The organism is Aerococcus sp. HMSC10H05 (genome assembly GCF_001806975.1).
Taxonomy (GTDB): Bacteria; Bacillota; Bacilli; order Lactobacillales; family Aerococcaceae; genus Aerococcus; species Aerococcus viridans_B.
Genome location: NZ_KV786991.1, coordinates 15,014 through 35,109 on the forward strand (window position 1 = coordinate 15,014; position 20,096 = coordinate 35,109).

19 protein-coding genes are annotated in these 20,096 nt (G+C 38.4%); 16 read left to right on the top strand and 3 right to left on the bottom strand.

Annotated features, from left to right (window positions below; translation table 11 throughout):
- The first annotated feature begins 1 nt into the window (after nt 1).
- Genes HMPREF3116_RS05930 through HMPREF3116_RS05940 form a run of 3 tightly spaced genes read left to right on the top strand, consistent with a single transcriptional unit; the run spans nt 2 to nt 1,500 of the window.
- Complete coding sequence (locus tag HMPREF3116_RS05930) at nt 2-238, top strand: heavy-metal-associated domain-containing protein (protein WP_070468324.1); 237 nt, start codon at nt 2-4, stop codon at nt 236-238.
- A 1-nt stretch (nt 239) separates the two neighbouring features.
- Nucleotides 240-791 (top strand): Dps family protein, encoded by a 552-nt coding sequence (locus tag HMPREF3116_RS05935; protein ID WP_070468326.1) that lies wholly within the window; start codon nt 240-242, stop codon nt 789-791.
- 16 nt (nt 792-807) lie between these two features.
- Nucleotides 808-1,500, top strand: a complete 693-nt coding sequence (locus HMPREF3116_RS05940) for a Crp/Fnr family transcriptional regulator (RefSeq protein WP_070468328.1) — start codon at nt 808-810, stop codon at nt 1,498-1,500.
- 157 nt (nt 1,501-1,657) lie between these two features.
- Here the strand turns inward: HMPREF3116_RS05940 and HMPREF3116_RS05945 are convergent, their stop codons facing one another.
- Nucleotides 1,658-2,317 carry a GNAT family N-acetyltransferase gene (locus tag HMPREF3116_RS05945; RefSeq protein ID WP_070468330.1) on the bottom strand — a complete coding sequence of 220 codons (660 nt, stop codon included), beginning with the start codon at nt 2,315-2,317 and terminating at the stop codon, nt 1,658-1,660.
- A 209-nt stretch (nt 2,318-2,526) separates the two neighbouring features.
- On the opposite strand from HMPREF3116_RS05945, the gene HMPREF3116_RS05950 reads away from it, so the two are divergent.
- The 7 genes from HMPREF3116_RS05950 to holA all read left to right on the top strand — a co-directional run bounded on the left by HMPREF3116_RS05950 (nt 2,527) and on the right by holA (nt 10,003).
- Entirely contained in the window at nt 2,527-3,696 is a 1,170-nt protein-coding gene (locus tag HMPREF3116_RS05950) for an ATP-grasp domain-containing protein (protein WP_070468332.1), read from the top strand.
- Between the two features lie 42 nt (nt 3,697-3,738).
- Entirely contained in the window at nt 3,739-4,476 is a 738-nt protein-coding gene (locus HMPREF3116_RS05955; RefSeq protein ID WP_070468334.1) for an esterase family protein, read from the top strand.
- Between the two features lie 180 nt (nt 4,477-4,656).
- Nucleotides 4,657-5,223: a 16S rRNA (guanine(966)-N(2))-methyltransferase RsmD gene (gene rsmD / locus HMPREF3116_RS05960; RefSeq protein ID WP_070468336.1), complete on the top strand. Its 567-nt coding sequence runs from the start codon at nt 4,657-4,659 to the stop codon at nt 5,221-5,223.
- The gene (gene coaD / locus HMPREF3116_RS05965) at nt 5,224-5,724 is read left to right on the top strand and encodes a pantetheine-phosphate adenylyltransferase (protein WP_070468341.1); all 501 of its coding nucleotides are present in this window, start codon (nt 5,224-5,226) and stop codon (nt 5,722-5,724) included.
- Nucleotides 5,725-5,813: 89 nt separating this feature from the next.
- Complete coding sequence (locus HMPREF3116_RS05970) at nt 5,814-6,617, top strand: helix-hairpin-helix domain-containing protein (protein ID WP_246819058.1); 804 nt, start codon at nt 5,814-5,816, stop codon at nt 6,615-6,617.
- Nucleotide 6,618: 1 nt separating this feature from the next.
- A complete protein-coding gene (locus tag HMPREF3116_RS05975) occupies nt 6,619-8,958 on the top strand; it encodes a DNA internalization-related competence protein ComEC/Rec2 (protein ID WP_083272784.1) in 2,340 nt (779 codons plus the stop codon).
- A 10-nt stretch (nt 8,959-8,968) separates the two neighbouring features.
- Nucleotides 8,969-10,003, top strand: a complete 1,035-nt coding sequence (gene holA / locus HMPREF3116_RS05980; RefSeq protein ID WP_070468343.1) for a DNA polymerase III subunit delta — start codon at nt 8,969-8,971, stop codon at nt 10,001-10,003.
- 94 nt (nt 10,004-10,097) lie between these two features.
- Here holA and rpsT read toward each other — a convergent pair whose 3' ends face one another.
- Nucleotides 10,098-10,346 carry a 30S ribosomal protein S20 gene (gene rpsT / locus HMPREF3116_RS05985; RefSeq protein ID WP_070468345.1) on the bottom strand — a complete coding sequence of 83 codons (249 nt, stop codon included), beginning with the start codon at nt 10,344-10,346 and terminating at the stop codon, nt 10,098-10,100.
- Nucleotides 10,347-10,644: 298 nt separating this feature from the next.
- Between rpsT and uvrB the strand changes: the two genes are divergently transcribed.
- Nucleotides 10,645-12,639 (top strand): excinuclease ABC subunit UvrB, encoded by a 1,995-nt coding sequence (gene uvrB / locus HMPREF3116_RS05990; RefSeq protein ID WP_070468347.1) that lies wholly within the window; start codon nt 10,645-10,647, stop codon nt 12,637-12,639.
- A 106-nt stretch (nt 12,640-12,745) separates the two neighbouring features.
- Here the strand turns inward: uvrB and HMPREF3116_RS05995 are convergent, their stop codons facing one another.
- Nucleotides 12,746-13,441 carry a phosphatase PAP2 family protein gene (locus HMPREF3116_RS05995; protein ID WP_070468349.1) on the bottom strand — a complete coding sequence of 232 codons (696 nt, stop codon included), beginning with the start codon at nt 13,439-13,441 and terminating at the stop codon, nt 12,746-12,748.
- Nucleotides 13,442-13,646: 205 nt separating this feature from the next.
- Between HMPREF3116_RS05995 and rpsO the strand changes: the two genes are divergently transcribed.
- The 5 genes from rpsO (at nt 13,647) to HMPREF3116_RS06020 (ending at nt 19,995) form a co-directional block, all read left to right on the top strand.
- The gene (rpsO, locus tag HMPREF3116_RS06000) at nt 13,647-13,916 is read left to right on the top strand and encodes a 30S ribosomal protein S15 (protein WP_070468351.1); all 270 of its coding nucleotides are present in this window, start codon (nt 13,647-13,649) and stop codon (nt 13,914-13,916) included.
- Between the two features lie 210 nt (nt 13,917-14,126).
- A complete protein-coding gene (pnp, locus tag HMPREF3116_RS06005) occupies nt 14,127-16,235 on the top strand; it encodes a polyribonucleotide nucleotidyltransferase (protein ID WP_070468353.1) in 2,109 nt (702 codons plus the stop codon).
- A 209-nt stretch (nt 16,236-16,444) separates the two neighbouring features.
- Entirely contained in the window at nt 16,445-17,488 is a 1,044-nt protein-coding gene (locus HMPREF3116_RS06010) for an aspartate-semialdehyde dehydrogenase (RefSeq protein WP_070468355.1), read from the top strand.
- A gap of 186 nt (nt 17,489-17,674) precedes the next feature.
- On the top strand, nt 17,675-19,378 hold the full coding sequence (locus HMPREF3116_RS06015; RefSeq protein ID WP_070468357.1) for a ribonuclease J: 1,704 nt from the start codon (nt 17,675-17,677) through the stop codon (nt 19,376-19,378).
- An 11-nt stretch (nt 19,379-19,389) separates the two neighbouring features.
- Nucleotides 19,390-19,995 (top strand): energy-coupled thiamine transporter ThiT, encoded by a 606-nt coding sequence (locus HMPREF3116_RS06020; protein ID WP_070468359.1) that lies wholly within the window; start codon nt 19,390-19,392, stop codon nt 19,993-19,995.
- Nucleotides 19,996-20,096: the final 101 nt, after the last annotated feature.

Below are 20,096 nucleotides of genomic sequence, written 5' to 3' on the forward strand. Positions count from 1 at the left end.
TATGACGAAAGCGACATTAAAATTAGAAACATTAACTTGCCCATCATGTTTACAAAAAATTGAAAGTGGTTTAAAGCAGACTGCTGGAGTAGACAAAGATTCTGTAAAAGTGCTGTTTAATGCAAGTAAGGTAAAAGTGGATTTTGATGAAGAACAGGTCAATTTGAGTACAATTGAAAACACAATTGAAAACTTAGGGTATGCCGTTATTAGTTCAAAAGTAAAGGAAGGATTATAAAATGACAACATTAAACGAAAGACAAGAAAAATTAGCTGCTGAAAAAGCCTATAAAGAACACATTCACCATACCAAGATTAATGCTGCAGCTGTTACAGATCATGTACTCGCCAATATTCATACCTTACATGTAAAATTACATCAATATCATTGGTATGTAAAAGGAGCAAATTTCTATGCATTGCATGAGTTATTTGAGAAATTGTATAATGAGAATGAGACATGGTTTGATAAAATTGCAGAACGTTTACTAGCATCAGGATTTAAGCCAGCATCAACAACTGCTGAATTTCAGGAATTTACCATAATCTCTGAAGATTCATCTGAAAAATATTATTCTGCTGAAGAAATGGTCTTACAGTTAGTAGAGGATTTTAGAACTAATCGTGAATTTACCGTTCGTGCAACGCGTTTAGCTCAAGAAGAAGCTGATGATGCGTTAGAGGATTTACTAATTAGTTATAAAGATTATTTAGATGTAAATATTTGGCAACTTCAAGCCTTTGTTAATAAGGATGCGTTAGAAGACGATGACTATATAGATAACGATTAATTAGGAGGAAACTTGTATGGCACACCACCATCACCATAGTCATGTAGATTGTATACGGTTAGTACCAATTTTTAACCACTTAAATGAAGAACAAATGAGTTTGATTGCACAATCAGCGCGTGAAGTACATTATGCAAAGAATGCGTTATTATTTGGAAATGGTGATAAAGATGACACACTATATATCGTAAATAATGGGCGTGTACGTATTTATCACTTAAATGAATCCGGTCGTGAACAAACTGTACGTATACTAAATCCTGGTGATTTTATGGGAGAAGTGGCTATTTTTCAAACTGAAAGTTACCATTCTAATTATGCTGAAGCAATATCAGAAGTAAGCATATGTAGAATTCATAAAAAAGATATGGATAACTATCTAGATGCTTACCCAGAAATTATGAGACGAATACTTTCAGATGTAACGAAGCGTTTACAGGTATCAGAAAAGCAAACGATGCAAGTTGGTATGGAGCAGGTAGAGTCTCGTATTATTAATTTTCTAGCAGAATATGTTGAAGATGAGGAAAATCATACTTATGTGACTTTACCAATGTCAAAAAAGGAGCTAGCTTCTTATTTAGGTACAACGCCGGAAACAATCAGTCGGAAGTTCTCTTCGTTAGAGGATAAAGGCTTAATTAAACAACATACACATAAATATATTGAAATATTTGATCTAGATGAATTATTATTTGCATCGAGTTAAAGATATATAATTATGATATATAGCGTTGATGAATAATTTAAACTATTTATCAACGCTATTTTAAGTATGTAAACTTAATTCTTATTATTAATTTTAAAAAGTAAATTCAATGAAATAAGGAGGCTATGACAACAGTGTCATGCCTCCTTATTTATAGTTATTGATTATCATAGATGAAAAATTCAAAAGGTTCAGTACTTTTTGAACCATCAAACGGTTCAAATAGACCGGGTTGATGATAAGTTATGTTACCTGCACGGTGCATTCCTTTGTGGTCATAGAAAGGATAATTACATGAAGAGTCAGTGAATAGGTAATAATTTTGCACGTTAGTGGCTTCAAAATAGTCTTTAGCCGCTTGGAATAACTTGCTACCAATACCTAGTCCTTGGAATTCTGGATCCATGATGAATAAAACGATACGACCATCATAGTCCGTATTTGCCTGTGCTTGTTCTAGTAATTGTGCATCATATTCACTTTCTACTTTCATTCGATCATAAAAGTAGTCGGCAATTTCTTGTCCTTGTGCGTGGAGAGTTGCCGCAGCATCAATAGTGGATTGCATTAACATGCGTCCGTATTTAGGTTCTGAATCAGCAGAAACCAAAATCACACCAGCGATTTTCCCATCGACTCCAGCTACCGTAGCCATAGAAGCATTACTCAGGGAACTATTTAAGTCTAAGTCTACGTATGCGTTTGTTGCTTCAGGATATGCAATATAATCTGATTTAAACCAAGCACCACGGTTTAATGCATGTAGTGCAGGATAATCTGCTGGTTGGGCAGATCTTAAAGTAACTTCTTGTGTCATAAAACACCTCCGTTGTCCATTTTAACCGATGCGTATATTAAGTTCAAATGATACAGGATGCCCGTTATGCAGGCTTTAAAAGAGCGAATGAATGCGTTTCCCATAACTTAAATGCAATTGCTTTTGTATGAGTTACCACTTATAATGATTGATAAGTTCTAATCAAATATTAATGTATAGTAAAAAAGACCTTGAGCGGAGGAACTGACATGAATTTTATTGTAACATCACCTTTTTATCCAGAGAATTTTCAATTATTTACTAACCGGTTAAAACAGCAAGGTTTCAACGTTCTTGGCATCGGTCAAGAACCTTATGACCAATTACCACAATCCTTAAAAGATGATTTAACTGAATACTATAAAGTGAATGATTTAGAAAATATTGATGAAGTAAAAAGAGCTGTGGCTTACTTATTCTTTAAACATGGAAAGATTGACCGGATTGAGTCGCAAAATGAGCATTGGTTGAATTTGGAAGCTGAGATTCGTGAACAGTTTAATATTCCCGGAAACAAGCCAAAAGATTTGCGCAAGGTTAAATTTAAGTCTGAAATGAAGAAATTATTTACCAAGGCGGGCGTTCCAACGGTTCCAGGAAAAGTGGCCAATAAAAAAGGAACCGTCAACCGAATCGTCAAGGAACTTGGCCTTCCTTTAGTAGCCAAACCCAACTCAGGTGTGGGGTCTTCAGGGACTTACAAGTTAAAAGATCAAGAAGCAGTGGCGCAATTTATTGCTGACTGGGATGAAAAGGATGCCTATTTCTTTGAACCTTATATTGAAGATGCAAAATTATTGTCTTATGATGGATTGATCGATCAAAATGGCGAAATCGTCTTTGAAACTGGTTTATATTACCGTGACCCAACCTTAGAGGTATTGAAATACCAATTAGACTATGGTTATATCATCCAAAAAGAATTGCCAGAAAAACTACGTGCATATGGTCAAGCCATCGTGAAACAATTTGGCATGAAAGAACGCTTTTTCCATATTGAATTCTTTGAAGATGGGGGTGATTATTTAGTAGTTGAATACAATAATCGAGTAGCAGGTGGGTACGCCATTGATATGTACAACTTTGCAAACCATATCGACCTGTTCCGTCAATATGCCCGCATTGTAGATGGGAAACCCTTTGAAACACCTAAAGAACCAGCCCGTTATTGTGTAGCCATTACTCACCGTGATCAATTTATATATGCCCATGATGAAGATGCATTACGGAGTCATTATGGCGACCGACTTGTCTTCTCAAAACGCTTACCGGATGCCTTTGCAGCCTTGCAAGGTAATCAATTTTTCGGCATTCTAGCAGATACAGAAGCGGAAGTTGAAGAAATTTTTAACTACGTTCACCAACACAAAGAAAGCTAGCTATTCGCTGATGGCCATTTTACCCATACTGGAGGAACAATTATGAATGCAGAATTCTTACACAATTCCTCAGGTCAATTAAACCAAGAAATGCACTTAAATCGCTACGGTCATGCGGGTATTCCGGTCGTTGTCTTCCCCTCATCTGGTGGGTCAAAAGATGAATTCGCTGACTTTGGGATGATTGAAGCAGCGCATTATTTTATCGATGAAGGAAAAGTGCAATTCTTTACTTTATCATCCTATGATCAACCATCTTGGCTCCACCAAGGGAAATCGCAATATGACCGGGCGGAGGCCCACAATGCCTACGAACGTTATGTAATTGAAGAAGCCATACCTTTCATTAAGCACTACACTGGTTGGTTTGACCCAATGATGACGACAGGCTGTTCTATGGGTGCTTATCACGCTTTGAACTTCCAACTAAAACATCCGGATGTCTTCAATAAAACTTTAGCCTTATCAGGTATTTACGATGCCCGTTACTTTGGTGGCGACTTTGGCGATGACCTCGCCGTTTACTACAACTCGCCAGTTGATTACATTTGGACCTTGGATGATCCCTGGTTTATCGACCACTTATGCCAAGCAGATATCATCGTTTGTACCGGTCTAGGGGACTGGGAAGCAGATGGCCTACCTGGTTACTACAAATTACGTGAGGCCTTTGAAAATAAAGCCATTCCAGCCTGGTTTGCAGAATGGGGACCAGACGTATCACATGACTGGATCTGGTGGCGACAGCAATTACCGTATTTCCTAGATTACTTACTTTAATTGATTTTAAATAAACTTTGGAAAAAGGGCCGTAGCATTCAGTATGTTATGCGCTTTTTTCATTAGGGCAATTAAGTTTGCTAGCAGCCACTTGTTTATTTTTAGAGGTGACACTTATAGGTTGAGTGTCCTTGATATGGTAGAATATAAACAAATGCTAAATCGTGGGGTGACAATTCTATGCGCGTCATAGCTGGAAAATTTGGGAAACATCGTTTAAAGGCGGTACCAGGGAATAATACCCGGCCAACAACTGATAAAATCAAGGAATCCTTATTTAATATCATTGGGCCCTATTTTGATGAAGATACGAGGGTATTAGATTTTTATGCAGGATCGGGGGCATTAGGGATTGAAGCCATTTCAAGAGGTGCTGCAGTGGTTTACGGCTTTGAGAAAAACCGCCAAGCCCAAACAACTATTAAAGAAAACATCGCATCAGCTCGTATTGAAGACCAGTATGTTTTAAAGGGTGGCGATAATCGAAAAACACTACAACAATTACGACATGAAGATAAAGACCTGCAATTTGATTTGGTCTTCCTAGATCCACCCTACAAAGGGCAACAATTAGAAGATGTTATCAATCGCTTTCTAGCTGATAATTGGTTATCACCAAATGCGCGTGTAATTTGTGAATTAGATAAGCAAGATACCTTACCAGAAGCTTTTGGACCACTTAAACAAATCAAAGATGTCACTTACGGCATCACGAGAATTCTAGTATACAGAATGGAGGAAGATTAGATGACAACAAAGGGAAGAGCCTTGTATGCAGGGTCTTTTGACCCCTTAACAATGGGACATGTAGATATGATTGAACGCGCTGCTAAGATGTTTGATTATGTATATGTAGCAGTAGCCACTAATACAACTAAGACATCCTTATTTACTGGTGAAGAAAAACTAGCGCTTGCACAAGAAGCGACTAAACATATTGATAATGTAGAAGTCACTTACTTGAAATCAGGTTTAACTGTCAATTTTGCGCGTGAACTAGGGTGTGGTATTTTAATTCGTGGATTACGGAATGCCAGCGACTTTGAACAAGAAACGAATATTGCTTTGATGAATAAATACCAAGCGCCAGATATTGAAACAGTTTTAATGTTATCGAGTGAAAAATATCGTTTTGTTTCAAGTTCAATTATAAAGGAAGTTGCGAAGTTTAATGGCGACATTTCTGGTGTTGTACCAGCCAATGTCAATGAAGCGATTAAGGCCAAATACGCTGAACTCAATAGATGACATGCTCAAATCAGTTAAATCTGAGTGACATTTGAAAAGTAGCTAGACACCTTTTACCTATTTAAACGTATAAAATAGGTGAGGTGAGTATGATGCAACAGTTGAAGAATTGGCTACAACAATTTAAAACGGACATAAATGAACAGAATATCCAACAAATATGGTTTATGTATAAGCCGTTCTTGTTGGGTATTTTTGTCGTCTTTTTAACAATGTTGGCCTTAGTTGTGTATGCTAGTAATCAATTATTTGTCAGTCAGCAAGTGGATATTGATGACATGTTCTCAGAAAGCAAACCGCATCAAATGATGGATAGTCATCAAGATTTAGAGCTCATTGAAGAAGGGGCAGCTACGACAAATAGTGTAGCCATGTCCAGTCAAGTAAATGAGGAAACAATTGCATCTACGAGTATATCCACTAGTGAAACTTGGTATGTAGATATCAAAGGAGCAGTTAAAACACCCAAAGTCGTACCGGTATCATCAGGTATGCGGGTGCACGATGTGATTGAAATGGCAGGTGGATTAACAGCAGAAGCCGATCAAAGTCAGGTGAATTTGGCCCAATTGGTGACGGATCAAATGGTGGTTTATGTGCCTAAAGTTGGGGAAGAAATAAATCCTTCAACGAAAACATTAGTCATGGATAGTCAAATGACTGAATCCAACATAGACAATCAAGAAACGGCTCAAAGTGAACTTGTCAATATTAATACAGCAGATGCTACGGCGTTACAAACTTTATCCGGTATTGGAGAGAAGCGGGCGACAGATATTATTGCTTATAGAGAAGCGAATGGGGCATTTTCCCGTATTGAAGACCTTGAACAGGTTTCTGGTATAGGTGAAAAAACGTTGGAGAAGTTAAAACCTTTTATCACGGTGAATTAATATGCAATATAAGTTGGTCTTACATAGCCTAGGGGTCCTCCTACTAGCTGTTTTAACCCTTACCAATCATCCTTGGGCTTGGATTCTATATGGCTTATTTTTTCTTAGAATACTCACCTTGAAAGAGAAGAAGTTCTGCCTACAGGTAGTGATTATTCACTGTTTAATCGCCAGCTATTTTCTTTATTTAGACAATAGTCGAGAAAGTTATTTATCTGGTACAGAAACTGAGCTGATGATGGATGTTGCTATTACTGATGTAAAAGTATCAGGTAATTTGCTATCTTTTCAAGGAAAAACACCAGTTGCGGGCCAAAAAGAACGGGTGCAAGTTTTCTATACGATTAAAGAAGCGGCAGAGCAAAAAGCCTGGATTGGGCTTGACAAATCTTTTCAGGTCACTGTACTGGGCACTTTAGATGAACCTGATGAAAACCAGAACGCGCACTTATTTAATTACCGGGATTATTTAGCAAAGCAAAACATTTACTGGGTGATGTCAGCTGATACGGTGATTTTAAAAGGGGATTTAGAGGATGGTCAATATTGGCTGGCCAACAACAGGCAAGCTGTAACGAATTGGCTAGGCAACTTGGCTAATTCAACTGTTTCAGCTTATGCCTTATCGCTCTTTTTTAACCAGATGGATGCGCTTGAAGGAGAAGTTTTAAAAGCTTATCAAATGATTGGGTTAATTCATTTATTCTCTATTTCTGGCTTTCATGTTCAATATTTTCTAACTTTTTTAAAGAAAATACTCCTTCGAATCGGTATGACAGTGGAAGTCTTTGATTACTTTGCCATACTAATATTACTGATTTATACCATCTTTTTGGGTTGGCCATATGGGATGATTCGGTCTTTTGTAGCCTATACTTATAACGTTTTAAAGAAAAGGCGAAATCAACGGCCGTCATCTTTGATCGGTACCTCTTGGTCCATGATCATATTACTCCTCGTAGATCCAAGAGTCATTTTTACTTTGTCTTTTCAACTAACCTATGCATTAGCTTATACCGTACTGTTCTCCGGGAAATATATCCTAGCAAAATGCAAAAATGTCATACAAGTGGAATTATGGCAAAGTTTTATCTGTAGTCTTGTGACCATTCCATTTTTAACGACGACTTACTTTGAATTTTCATGGGTATCCCTCATTTTAAATTTTGCTTATTCTTTTATATTTTCAAGCTTTTTATTTCCTGGATTATTACTGATCTTACTCATCCAACTGATAGGGTTAGGCCCTTACTTTACCTGGCTACAAGCTGGGCTGGCTTATTTGATTCAGGGGATAGAAATGCTTGCTTTGTTTGCCGAGAAATGGACATGGTTTCAATGGGTGACGGGCAAGTTAAACACGTGGGTATTGGTTTTCTTTGTGGTTAGTTTACTGCTTTATTTGGCAAACTTATCGACAACAATTAATAAACGTAAAGACTTGCTGATAAGGTGTTTACTAGCCGTTAGCTTGTTTTTTATTTACCTAAATCCTTATTTACACAGCTATGGGCAAGTAGCCATGTTAGCTGTTGGACAGGGGGATAGCTTTTTTATCGAGACGCCATACCAAAGGCAGGTTTATCTAATTGATTTAGCGGGTAAGATAAACTTTACCGATATATCAGCAGAAGCAGATCCTAGTAAACATTGGCAATTACGGGATAGTGACAGTCTCGCAGAAAGACAAATTATCCCCAGTCTAAAAGCTGCCGGCACTAGAACAATTGCCGGTGTCTTTTTAACTCATGGAGACTTTGACCATATTGGGTCATTTGAAGAAGTAGCCAAGACGTTTAAAATTCAAAAACTATACTTACCTATCGGCATGCAGGAGGACAAAACATCATTAAAGACCATACAAGCCGCCATAGCAACAGGGCGGAACCCTGATATGCAGGTTATTTGGCTTAAAAGTGGCGATCAGGTGACATTAGATAAGACAAGTAGACTACAAGTTTTAGCGCCTAAGAAAATAGGAGAAGGAGAAAATGCTGATTCCCTAGTTTTATATGGTAAAATAGGGCTTCATCATTTTCTATTTACTGGAGACATTGAAGGCGTAGCAGAGGATGATTTACCCACGCTTCCAGTGGATATTTTAAAGGTTGCCCACCATGGATCAGAACATTCAAGTTCAAAAAGCTTCATTGAGCGAATGGATCCTAAAGTTGCTTGGATTTCAGTAGGTAAGAATAATCGGTATGGCCATCCAGCAGATCGAGTGGTAGCTGACCTTGAAGCGAATGAAAGCAAAATTTACCGGACAGATACAATGGGCGCAAGCCACTATATTTATTGGTCCAAATCCGCTAAAATAGAGCATGTGCAATCAAAATAGGAGGTAGGTTATGGAATTACAAAAGGCTATACAGGCGCTGAATAAGGGGCAAATTGACCCTATATATGTACTACAAGGGCCTGAAACCTACTTAATCAACCGGTTTTTAACAACAATTGAAAGCCAGTATTTACAAGAAGATGCTAATGCGATGAATTATATCTCTTTTGATATGGAAGAAGATAGCTTAGCTGACGTCATGATTGAAGCCAATACCATTTCATTTTTTAATGAACCACGGCTGATTTTAATGCGACAACCCGCGTTTCTAACCGGGACACAAAAGAAAAATGCCATGAAACAAGATGACAGTTCACTACTGGAATACTTGGATAACCCAGCAGAAGGTGTTGTTTTAGTGATCGTGGCAGATTATGAGTCATTAGATGGTCGTAAGAAAATCGTTAAGCAATTAAAGAAAAAAGCGACATTTGTAGATACCTCGATAATGACTGAGCCACAAGTAAAAGATTACATACAAAGATATGTCGCTGCTGAAGGTGTGGATATGACACGCGAAGCTTTGGCATTATTTTTGAAACGAACCAATTATCAATTAACACAATCGATTCGAGAAATGGATAAGTTAATCTTGTATGTTGGCGAAGAGAAAAGGATCCACCAGCGAGATGTAGACTTATTGGTGACACCGTCATTGGATGACAATATCTTCCATCTGACAGACCATATTATGCGCCAAGATTCGGCATCCGCTTTGCGCTTATACCGTGAATTAATCGCACAAAAAAATCAACCAATTGCAATCCTTGGCTTATTACAGTCTAATTTCCGTTTATATACACAAATTATTCAACTGAAAAAAGCTGGGTATGACCAGGGGTCCATGGCGCAAACAATTGGTGTACATCCTTACCGGATTAAGATGGCTGGACAGGCGATTAATCCCTATTCACCCAATTTATTGATGGTTGGTTATATGAAGTTGGTTGAATTAGACTTTGATATTAAACAAGGGAAAGTAGACCAAAATCTGGGGATTGAGTGGTTTATTTTAGATTTTTGTTCTGGTAGTGTAGCTAGTTAAGAAAAAGAAGGTAAGAAAAAAGCAGGAAAATGCGTACGTCATTTTCCTGCTTTTTATAATGATCAATTTTGGTAACACCATTTACCAATGTTGATTATACTTTTTTTGCTAAGCGAGCTTTTTCACGAGCAGCTTTGTTAGCGTGGATTAATCCTTTGCTAGCAGCTTGATCTAACATTTTAGAAGCGTGACGTAATAATTCGTCTTTGTTATCTGCGTTTTCTGCAACTGCTTGTTCAAAGCGTTTCATAGCTGTACGTACAGAAGCGATTTTCGCACTGTTACGAGCGTTAGCAGTTTCGTTTTGACGAGCACGTTTGATTGCTGATTCAATATTTGGCATTAAAAACACCCACTTTCCTGTCAAATTATAAAAGTGAACTTGTCACTAACAGACAATATTATACAGAAATAACAAGGGATAAGTCAAGGTAAATTTGTGATAGTAGGGAATGTGGTTACGTATTTCTAAAAATTGACTACTAGTAAGAACTGCAACGTTACTTTGTATACGCATATCAACAAAAAGGGTTAACCAAGTCGCGTGCCCCCTTTTTCAAGGGGTAAAGTTTCGGCTTTATTGGGATAGGTGGTATAATAAAAAGGTATGAAATAGTGTATTTTAAAAGGAAGAGAGGTTCATGATGATAGACCAATTCGATTTAGTTTCGGAATATGAACCGAGTGGTGACCAACCGGAAGCCATTAGAAGAATTGTAGAACAGGTGGAGGCGGGCGACAAGGCACAAGTCCTATTGGGTGGTACGGGTACTGGGAAGACCTTTACCATGGCGAATGTGATCCAACAAACCAATCGACCGACTTTGGTATTAGCCCATAATAAGACCCTTGCTGGGCAATTATACGGGGAATTAAAAGAATTCTTCCCGAATAATGCGGTAGAATATTTTGTGTCTTATTATGACTACTATCAACCAGAAGCTTATGTGCCATCAAGTGACTCCTACATTGAAAAGTCAGCTTCTGTGAACGATGAGATAGATAAGTTGCGGCATTCGGCAACGTCTGCTATTTTGGAGCGTCGTGATACGATTGTAGTAGCTTCTGTTTCTTGTATATATGGGTTGGTGAATCCTACAGAATATCGTGATCATGTCATTTCTGTTAGACAAGGACAAGCATTATCTAGAGATGACTTTATGCGTCGTTTAGTTGAAAATCAGTATGAACGAAATGATATTGACTTCCAGCGTGGGACTTTCCGTGTACGTGGGGATATTGTGGATGTTTTCTTATCATCTCACGATTCTTCATCTGTTCGAGTGGAGTTTTTTGGTGACGAAATTGACCGCATTCGTGAAGTCGATGCTTTAACAGGTGAAGTTCAATCTGAAGTAGAACATTATCCTATTTATCCGGCGACGCACTTTGTGGTGGACCATGAACAAGTGGAAAAATCAGTCAGATCGATTGAAGCTGAATTAGAAGAACGTTTGAAAGAGTTGAACGATGAAGGGAAGTTGCTTGAGGCCCAGCGACTTGAACAACGTACCCGCTACGACATGGAAATGCTCCTTGAGATGGGGTATTGTAATGGGATTGAGAATTATTCTCGCCATATGGACGGACGTAAACCTGGGGAGGCACCTTATACCTTGCTAGACTTCTTCCCGGATGATTTCCTATTAATGGTGGATGAGTCACATATGACCATGCCACAGGTGCGTGGAATGTATAATGGGGATAGGGCTAGAAAACAAGTTTTAATCGACCATGGCTTCCGTTTACCTTCAGCCTTAGATAACCGACCATTAAAATTAGAAGAGTTTGAAGAAAAATTAAACCAGACCCTATACGTATCTGCGACACCAGCGGATTATGAAGTAGAGAAATCTGGTCAAGATGATATTGTAGAGCAAATCATTCGACCAACCGGCTTGCTAGATCCTACTGTGGAAGTACGCCCGATTGAAGGTCAAATTGATGACATTATTAGTGAGATTAATGATCGGATTGAACGAGAAGAACGGGTATTTATCACCACTTTAACGAAACGAATGGCAGAAGACTTAACAGATTATTTGGAAGAAGTAGGCATTAAGGTAAAATACCTGCATTCAGATATCAAGACTTTAGAGCGGACGGAAATTATTCGTGACTTACGTTTAGGTGTCTTTGATGTATTAATTGGGATCAACTTGCTACGTGAGGGGATTGATGTGCCAGAAGTATCTTTAGTCACGATATTAGATGCAGATAAGGAAGGTTTCTTACGTAATGAACGGTCACTAATCCAAACTATTGGACGGGCAGCACGTAATCAAAATGGGCATGTTATTATGTACGCTGATGAGGTCACCGATTCAATGCGACGGGCCATAGATGAGACAGCTCGTCGTCGTAGTATCCAACAAGCCTACAATAAGGAACATGGCATTGTACCGCAAACCATCAAGAAAGAAATACGTGATGTTATTCGAATTACGCACGTAAATTCTGAAGAAATGAGTAATTCTTTAACAGAGCAATTACGGGCCTTAAAACGGGATGATAGAGAACAGGCCTTACGGAATGTGGAATTAGAAATGCAACAAGCTGCCAAGGACTTGAACTTTGAAAAAGCTGCTGAACTTCGTGATATTATCATGGAATTAAAAGCAGAAATGAAGAAATAGCGATTACTTGACTTAGCTACAAAGAAGAGTCGCTCGTGTTAATTATAGGATAGAATTTTGAATAGCAAAAAAGGCATCGCTTTGAGTGCGGTGCCTTTTCTATGAGCTATTTTTCTTTTAAGTGCGCTGTTTGTATATCATTTTCCGCTGATGTTTTATTTGCGATAAATAGATTAAAGTAATTCAAGCAAAGGATGAACCAAGTCGCGCCTATAGACCAACCGGCGATGACATCAGAAAGATAATGGACACCAAGGTATAAGCGAGATGCACTGATGGCAACCGCCATGAATACGCTAAAACCAATTAAGTAGGGCATCATTTTTGGATACCGATCTTTAAAATAATACCAAGTTAAGAAAGCTAGGGTTGCCCATGTGAGTACTGCACCAGTTGCATGTCCAGAAGGGAAGGCATAACCACCTTGGTCGACAAGATGTGTCAAGTAGGATGGACGCGGTCTTTGGATAATATTTTTAATGATGTAAACAACAGGACCAACGCCAACTAGAATAGTGAAAACTGTCCAAAGTAACACTTTCCATTTTCGGCTGATATAATAGAAAGCACCAGCTATCACCAACGTGAGGGGAATGATTCCTTGGGCATTACCAATAAGCGTAAAATATTGTACAAAGCTTGTAAAAGGTGCTGGGCCCCAGTGATAGAGATGTTGGCCAATATTTTGGTCGATAACTGTCAAAAAATCAATGTCAATCATTGCGGTTAAACAGATTAAAATAAAGGGTATTGCAGTGATGGCGGACGCCATTAAATAAGGGTGAATTGGATCTTTTTTCATTGCCTGCCTCCATGTCGATATTATGCTCTATTGTATATATAGTATGAATATTTCGCAAGAGACTAAAGGCTGAAATTTACCTAAAGAATTTATTTGCATTCAAAGCTTACGGTGTGTATAATGTTTAATGACCGTTTACTTCGCAAGTTGAATCACCAACGCTTGGCGCGGTTTACGGCGAATATGAAGAGAGAGGTGTTGTCACATGGCTATTTCAAAAGAACGTAAAAACGAATTAATCCAACAATTTGCGCGTCACGAAGGAGATACTGGTAGCCCAGAGGTGCAAATCGCTATCTTAACTGAAGAGATCAATGCGCTTAACGAACATGCACATACGCACAAAAAAGACCACCATTCATACCGTGGTTTAATGAAAAAAGTTGGTCACCGTCGTAACTTGTTATCTTACTTACGTAACAAAGATGTTCAACGTTACCGTGAATTAATCAAAGCTTTAGGCTTACGTCGTTAATACTTATAAATATAAATTTAAAGCGAGATGCGTTTGTGTCTCGCTTTTATTGATTTTTCATCCTTTTTATAGGAAAATGGACAGGTATGGAATAAACACGCCAACAGTTGATTACTACTATACAAATTTGTGAGCATCAAAACTTGATCTTAGAAATTTGTTTAGTAGCAAACTTGTTGGCAGTAAGCAAGTAAAGGAGCATGTTAAGACATGGAAGAAAAGCAAGTTTTTAAAATGAATTGGGCTGGTCGCCCATTATCAATTGAATACGGTCAAGTAGCTAAACAAGCTAATGCAGCAGTCTTGGTTCGTTACGGGGATACTGTCGTATTAACTGCCGTAGTAGGGGCGAAAGAAGCTAAGCCAGGGCAAGACTTCTTCCCATTACAAGTGAACTATGAAGAAAAAATGTACGCAGTAGGTAAAATTCCTGGTGGTTACATTAAAAGGGAAGGACGTCCAAGTGAACATGCAACATTAACTGCACGATTGATTGACCGTCCAATTCGACCAATGTTTGATGAAGGATTTACCAACGAAGTGCAAGTTATCAATACTGTTTTATCAGTGGATCCAGACTGTTCACCAGAAATGGCTGCAATGTTTGGTTCATCAGCGGCGCTAACAATCTCTGATATTCCTTTTGACGGTCCGATTGCAGGGGTAAATGTTGGTCGTGTAAACGGTGATTTTGTCATCAACCCAACTGTGGAACAACAAGCCCAATCTGACTTAGATTTAATTGTTGCAGGTTCTAAAGATGCCATCAACATGGTAGAGTCTTCAGCTGCTGAATTATCTGAAACAGAAATGCTTGAAGCCTTAATGTTTGGACACACTTCAATCCGTGAATTATGCTACTTCCAAGATGAAATCCGTGAAAAAGTTGGCCAAGAGAAGATGGATGTCCAATTAAATACACCGGACCATGTATTGGTTGCTGAAGTAACAGCACAATATAACCAACAAATGGTAGAGGCGATCCAAACCTTTGATAAATTGGAACGTGAAGAAAACATTGAAGCAGTGAAAACGGCAATTATTGATTACTACAGTGAATTATATGCAGAACATGAAGATGTTGAGACCTTAATGGATCAAGTCCGTCAAATTGCTGATCAATTAGAATATAAGGAAGTTCGTCGTTTAATTACTGACGATAAAGTACGTCCTGATGGTCGTAAAATTGACGAAATCCGTCCCCTAGCTTCAGAAGTAGGCTTATTACCACGTACTCACGGTTCTGGTTTATTCACTCGTGGACAAACCCAAGCTTTATCAGTAGCGACATTAGCCCCATTATCTGAAGAACAACGTATTGATGGTTTATCTGGGGATGTTACCCAACGTTTCATGCACCACTACAACTTCCCTCAATACTCTGTGGGTTCAACTGGTCGTTACGGTTCACCTGGCCGTCGTGAAATTGGTCACGGTGCTTTAGGCTACCGTGCCTTAAACGAAGTATTGCCGAGTGAAGAAGACTTCCCTTATGCCATCCGCTTAGTTGCTGAAGTATTGGAATCTAATGGTTCATCATCACAAGCATCTATTTGTGCAGGTACTTTAGCGCTTATGGACGCAGGTGTGCCAATTAAAGCGCCAGTTGCTGGGATTGCTATGGGGCTTATCATGGATGAAGACGAAGAAAACTATACAGTCTTAACCGATATCCAAGGTCTAGAAGATCATTTAGGAGACATGGACTTTAAAGTAGCTGGTACAGAAAATGGTATTACTGCTTTACAAATGGATATCAAGATTAAAGGTATTACAGAACAAATCTTACGGGAAGCTTTAGACCAAGCCCATAAAGCACGTATTGAAATCTTAGGTCACTTAGCGACTGCAATTGATGCACCTCGTAGTGAATTAAGTCCTTACGCACCAAAAATTGAGCAAATGCAAATTGATCCAGAGGACATTAAAGTGGTTATCGGTAAAGGTGGCGATACCATCAACAAAATTATCGATGAAACAGGTGTTAAAATTGATATCGACCAAGAAGGTAGTATCAATATCGCTTCAGATAACGCAGAAATGATTCAACGCGCTAAAGAAATTATCGCTGAATTAACCCTGAAAGTTGAAGCAGGACAAGTATACGAAGGTACTGTCAAACGCATTGAAAAATTCGGTGCTTTTGTAGAAATTGCTAAAGGTAAAGACGGTTTAGTGCATATTTCTCAACTACAAAAAGAGCGTACCAACAATGTTGAAGATGTTGTTTCACTAGGCGATAAAGTCCGTGTGAAAGTGACAGAAATCGACAACCGTGGTCGTATCAACTTGACAATGAAAGATCTAGACGCAGAATAATAGGCGAATATTTTAGTCCGCATCCAATTTTTATTGGGTGCGTTTTTTATATGGGGATATTGAAAATAGCGCATCTTTTGTGTTATTTGAGTGTTTTCTCATTTTTATTTCATAATTTTGTCATTTTCATTGAGAAATAGACTAAGCTTTGATAGAATAATAAAGTGAATGCGCATGCTATCGAATATAAATAAAAGGATGAATCAATTATGGCAAAAGAGTATAATGTAGCAATTGTTGGGGCAACAGGTGCAGTTGGGGAACAATTACGGCACTTACTTGCAAAAGCAAATTTCCCAGTAAAAAATATTAAATTATTAGCATCAGCACGTTCAGCAGGTAAAACGTTACCAGTAGGCGATAAGCACTATGTTGTTGAAGAATTGACGAAAGATGCTTTTGAAGGCGTGGATATTGCCTTTTTCTCAGCTGGTGGAGACCGTTCAATTGAATTTAGTCAAGCAGCTATTGATGCAGGTGCAGTTGTAATTGATAATACATCTGCCTTCCGTATGGATGAAAATACGCCGTTAGTAGTGCCAGAGGTAAATCCACAAGCATTGAAAGACCATCATGGCTTGATTGCGAACCCTAACTGTTCAACCATTCAAATGGTTGTGGCTTTAAACCCAATCCGGGATGCTTTTGGTTTAGACCGTGTGATCGTATCTACTTACCAAGCGGTATCAGGTGCAGGGGCGACAGCTATTGAAGAAATGCGTCAACAATACCGTGATATTGAAGCAGGTAATGACATTCAATCTCCTGGTATCTTACCAGTTGGTGGTGATGAGAAACATTATCAAATGGCTTATAATGTATTGCCGCAAATCGATAAATTCCAAGACAACCACTATACTTATGAAGAAATGAAGATGACCAATGAAACCAAAAAGATCTTAGGTGATGATACAATAGGGGTATCTGCAACATGTGTGCGTGTACCGGTTGTTTATGGTCACTCAGAGTCTGTTTACTTTGAAGTAGATAAGGATGACGTGACAATTGAAGATATCCAAAATGTTTTACGAAACGCACCTGGTGTTGTATTGGAAGATGATATCAACCAACAACTTTATCCTCAAGCGGTGAATGCTGAGAAGAAAACTGAAACATTTGTTGGGCGAATCCGTAAAGATTTAGACTTCCCACGTGGATTCCATATGTGGGTTGTTTCTGACAACTTATGGAAGGGTGCAGCGTTGAATTCAATTCAGATTGCAGAACAAATGGTAGCTGATAAATTAATCTAGTTTATGTTATACTTAAACTAGCGATGTGCGGGCAATGTAGCGAAGCGTCATTGCACCGCACTTTTTTTGAGTGAAGAATATATCCAAGCTGACTAACAATTTGCGTCAGCTTGGATACAAGTTGCATTAACTATTTAGCGTGCAGCCAGACTTAATTAAAAATCCAATATATTAGGAGGCAAAAGGATGAGTGATATCAATATCATCGCTCTGGGTGGTGTCCGTGAAAACGGGAAAAACATGTACCTAGTTGAAGTTGACGAAGCAATCTATGTCTTAGATTGTGGTCTTGTATACCCACCAGATGAATTATTAGGAATCGACATGATGATTCCAGACTTTACATACTTAAAAGAAAACCAAGACCGTGTAGCAGGGGTATTTCTAACCCACGGTCATGCAGATGCTATTGGCGCTTTACCGTATTTACTAAAAGATATTCAAGTACCTGTGTTTGGTACTGAATTAACGATTGAATTAGCGAAAATTCAAGCAAAGAAAATTGGTTTGAAGAATTATCAAGATTTTCATATTATTTCAGAAGAGAATGAAATCGATTTTGGTAATGTCGTGATTAAATTCTTTAAAACCACCCATTCTGTACCTGAATCAGTAGGAATTGAAGTCGTTACACCAGAAGGGTCAATCGTTTATACTGGTGACTTCAAGTTTGATATGACCGTTTCAGATGCCTATAAAACAGACTTTTCTCGTATTGTTGAGATTGGTCGTGACGGCGTATTCGCCTTACTATCCGATTCTAATGCAGCAGAAAATATGAGACCAAACGCCACTGAAATTGAAATTGAACAAGGTTTGTTGACGGAAGTGCGTAATGCTAAAGGTCGTGTGATCGTTGCGGCAGTAGCTTCAAACTTGATGCGTATTCAACAGGTTCTAGATGTTGCAAGTAAACTAGGGCGCCGTGTTTTCTTAGATGATACTGAACTAGAGGAAATTATCGACGTTGCTATTCGCTTAGGCAAACTATCGATTCCGTCAAAAGACTTGATTGCCAACTTAAAGGACCTGGATCGTTTTGAAGATGATGAGATTATTTTCCTAGAAACTGGAAAATCTGGTGAACCATTAATTACCTTACAAAAAATGGCTTCAAATCGCCACACAACAGTCTCTATCAAAGACGGGGATAAGGTCATTATTGTGACAACACCTTCTTATGATATGGAGAAAGTGGTCGCAGAAACTAAAAATGATGTTTACCGTGCAGGCGGTGAAGTGGTTGAATTAGCGCAAGCTTACGCATCAAGTGGCCATGCGAGTCCAAAAGACTTACAATTAATGATTAGCTTATTGAAACCAAAATATGTAGTGCCTATTTCAGGTGAATACCGTCTAATGTCAGCCCATAAACATTTGGCGACAGAGGTAGGTATTCCAGAAGACCATGTCTTCTTATTAGACAAAGGGGATATCTTGACCTATAAAGACGGCAATATCCATATCGGTGGTGTTGTACCAGCTTCAAATGTACTGATTGATGGTTCTGGTGTCGGAGATATTGGCAATATTGTGCTTCGTGACCGCCGTATTTTATCTGAAGATGGTATTTTCTTGGTTGTTCTAACCATTTCGCGCCGTCTAGGTAAGATTTTATCTGGTCCAGAAATTATTTCTCGTGGTTTTATCTATATGAAGGCTTCCGAAACCTTATTAGATGAATCAAAAGCGGTGGTCGTTGAAGTGACAGAGGAAAATCTTAAAGATAAGAACTTCGAATGGTCTAAATTGAAAGGTGACATTCGTGATGCACTAAGTAAGAAATTATATAGTGAAACACAACGTCGTCCGATGATTTTACCAGTCATTATGGAAGCTTCAAACTATCATCCTGACAAAAAAGATAAGAAAAAAGGGAAACATCACTAAGGGGGTTCGGTATGAACGCGTCACAAAAATTAGTAGTCTCGGTTGAAGGCTTATTATTTGTCATTCTGGCTTTATTAATTGAGAGCATCTTCCCAGAGACCATTACAAGTGCCAATATCACCGTAGCGATTTCATTAACCCTATTGGTTTTCTATTCATTTAGAAGAGGATCAACAGCAGGCTTTATCGCTGGTTTTGTACTAGGTGCAGTAGTGGGGTATTTACAAGTAGAGCATGTAGAAACAGAGTGGATAGTGCTAGTGGCTAATGCCATTCAAACATCTATGGTTGGATTATCAGGTAAGTTTGCCCGAAACTTACAACGAACTTTATTTAACCGACGTATGTCTAGTGTATACCTAAACTTGATTACTGGGACAATCATGACTTTTGCCGCATTTTTCATCCTAAAATTCATCTTTAATCAATATGTACTAAATGTCAGTCAAGTGGCTGACGGTACATATGCGATGAGTATGCTATGGTCATTCTTGGCTAACTTAGCTTTAGCTTTAATTATCCTAGTATTGATTTTAAACATTTCCGCGAAATATTGGATTCCCAAAAATACACCATATATTTCGCGCAAAGAACGTTCACGTTTATTAAATGATTAAGTGAACTTAGTCTAAAGATACGTTGTCATAATCAATAATAAGAAAGAGCAAACAACCAGTCTTTGAAATTCTCAATCGACCATTTTGTTTGCTCTTTTACT

Coding starts and splice junctions, on each gene's coding strand:
- HMPREF3116_RS05930 (WP_070468324.1), top strand. CDS start 2: ATGACGAAAGCGACATTAAAATTAGAAACATTAACTTGCCCATCATGT.
- HMPREF3116_RS05935 (WP_070468326.1), top strand. CDS start 240: ATGACAACATTAAACGAAAGACAAGAAAAATTAGCTGCTGAAAAAGCC.
- HMPREF3116_RS05940 (WP_070468328.1), top strand. CDS start 808: ATGGCACACCACCATCACCATAGTCATGTAGATTGTATACGGTTAGTA.
- HMPREF3116_RS05945 (WP_070468330.1), bottom strand. CDS start 2,317: ATGACACAAGAAGTTACTTTAAGATCTGCCCAACCAGCAGATTATCCT.
- HMPREF3116_RS05950 (WP_070468332.1), top strand. CDS start 2,527: ATGAATTTTATTGTAACATCACCTTTTTATCCAGAGAATTTTCAATTA.
- HMPREF3116_RS05955 (WP_070468334.1), top strand. CDS start 3,739: ATGAATGCAGAATTCTTACACAATTCCTCAGGTCAATTAAACCAAGAA.
- rsmD (WP_070468336.1), top strand. CDS start 4,657: ATGCGCGTCATAGCTGGAAAATTTGGGAAACATCGTTTAAAGGCGGTA.
- coaD (WP_070468341.1), top strand. CDS start 5,224: ATGACAACAAAGGGAAGAGCCTTGTATGCAGGGTCTTTTGACCCCTTA.
- HMPREF3116_RS05970 (WP_246819058.1), top strand. CDS start 5,814: ATGATGCAACAGTTGAAGAATTGGCTACAACAATTTAAAACGGACATA.
- HMPREF3116_RS05975 (WP_083272784.1), top strand. CDS start 6,619: ATGCAATATAAGTTGGTCTTACATAGCCTAGGGGTCCTCCTACTAGCT.
- holA (WP_070468343.1), top strand. CDS start 8,969: ATGGAATTACAAAAGGCTATACAGGCGCTGAATAAGGGGCAAATTGAC.
- rpsT (WP_070468345.1), bottom strand. CDS start 10,346: ATGCCAAATATTGAATCAGCAATCAAACGTGCTCGTCAAAACGAAACT.
- uvrB (WP_070468347.1), top strand. CDS start 10,645: ATGATGATAGACCAATTCGATTTAGTTTCGGAATATGAACCGAGTGGT.
- HMPREF3116_RS05995 (WP_070468349.1), bottom strand. CDS start 13,441: ATGAAAAAAGATCCAATTCACCCTTATTTAATGGCGTCCGCCATCACT.
- rpsO (WP_070468351.1), top strand. CDS start 13,647: ATGGCTATTTCAAAAGAACGTAAAAACGAATTAATCCAACAATTTGCG.
- pnp (WP_070468353.1), top strand. CDS start 14,127: ATGGAAGAAAAGCAAGTTTTTAAAATGAATTGGGCTGGTCGCCCATTA.
- HMPREF3116_RS06010 (WP_070468355.1), top strand. CDS start 16,445: ATGGCAAAAGAGTATAATGTAGCAATTGTTGGGGCAACAGGTGCAGTT.
- HMPREF3116_RS06015 (WP_070468357.1), top strand. CDS start 17,675: ATGAGTGATATCAATATCATCGCTCTGGGTGGTGTCCGTGAAAACGGG.
- HMPREF3116_RS06020 (WP_070468359.1), top strand. CDS start 19,390: ATGAACGCGTCACAAAAATTAGTAGTCTCGGTTGAAGGCTTATTATTT.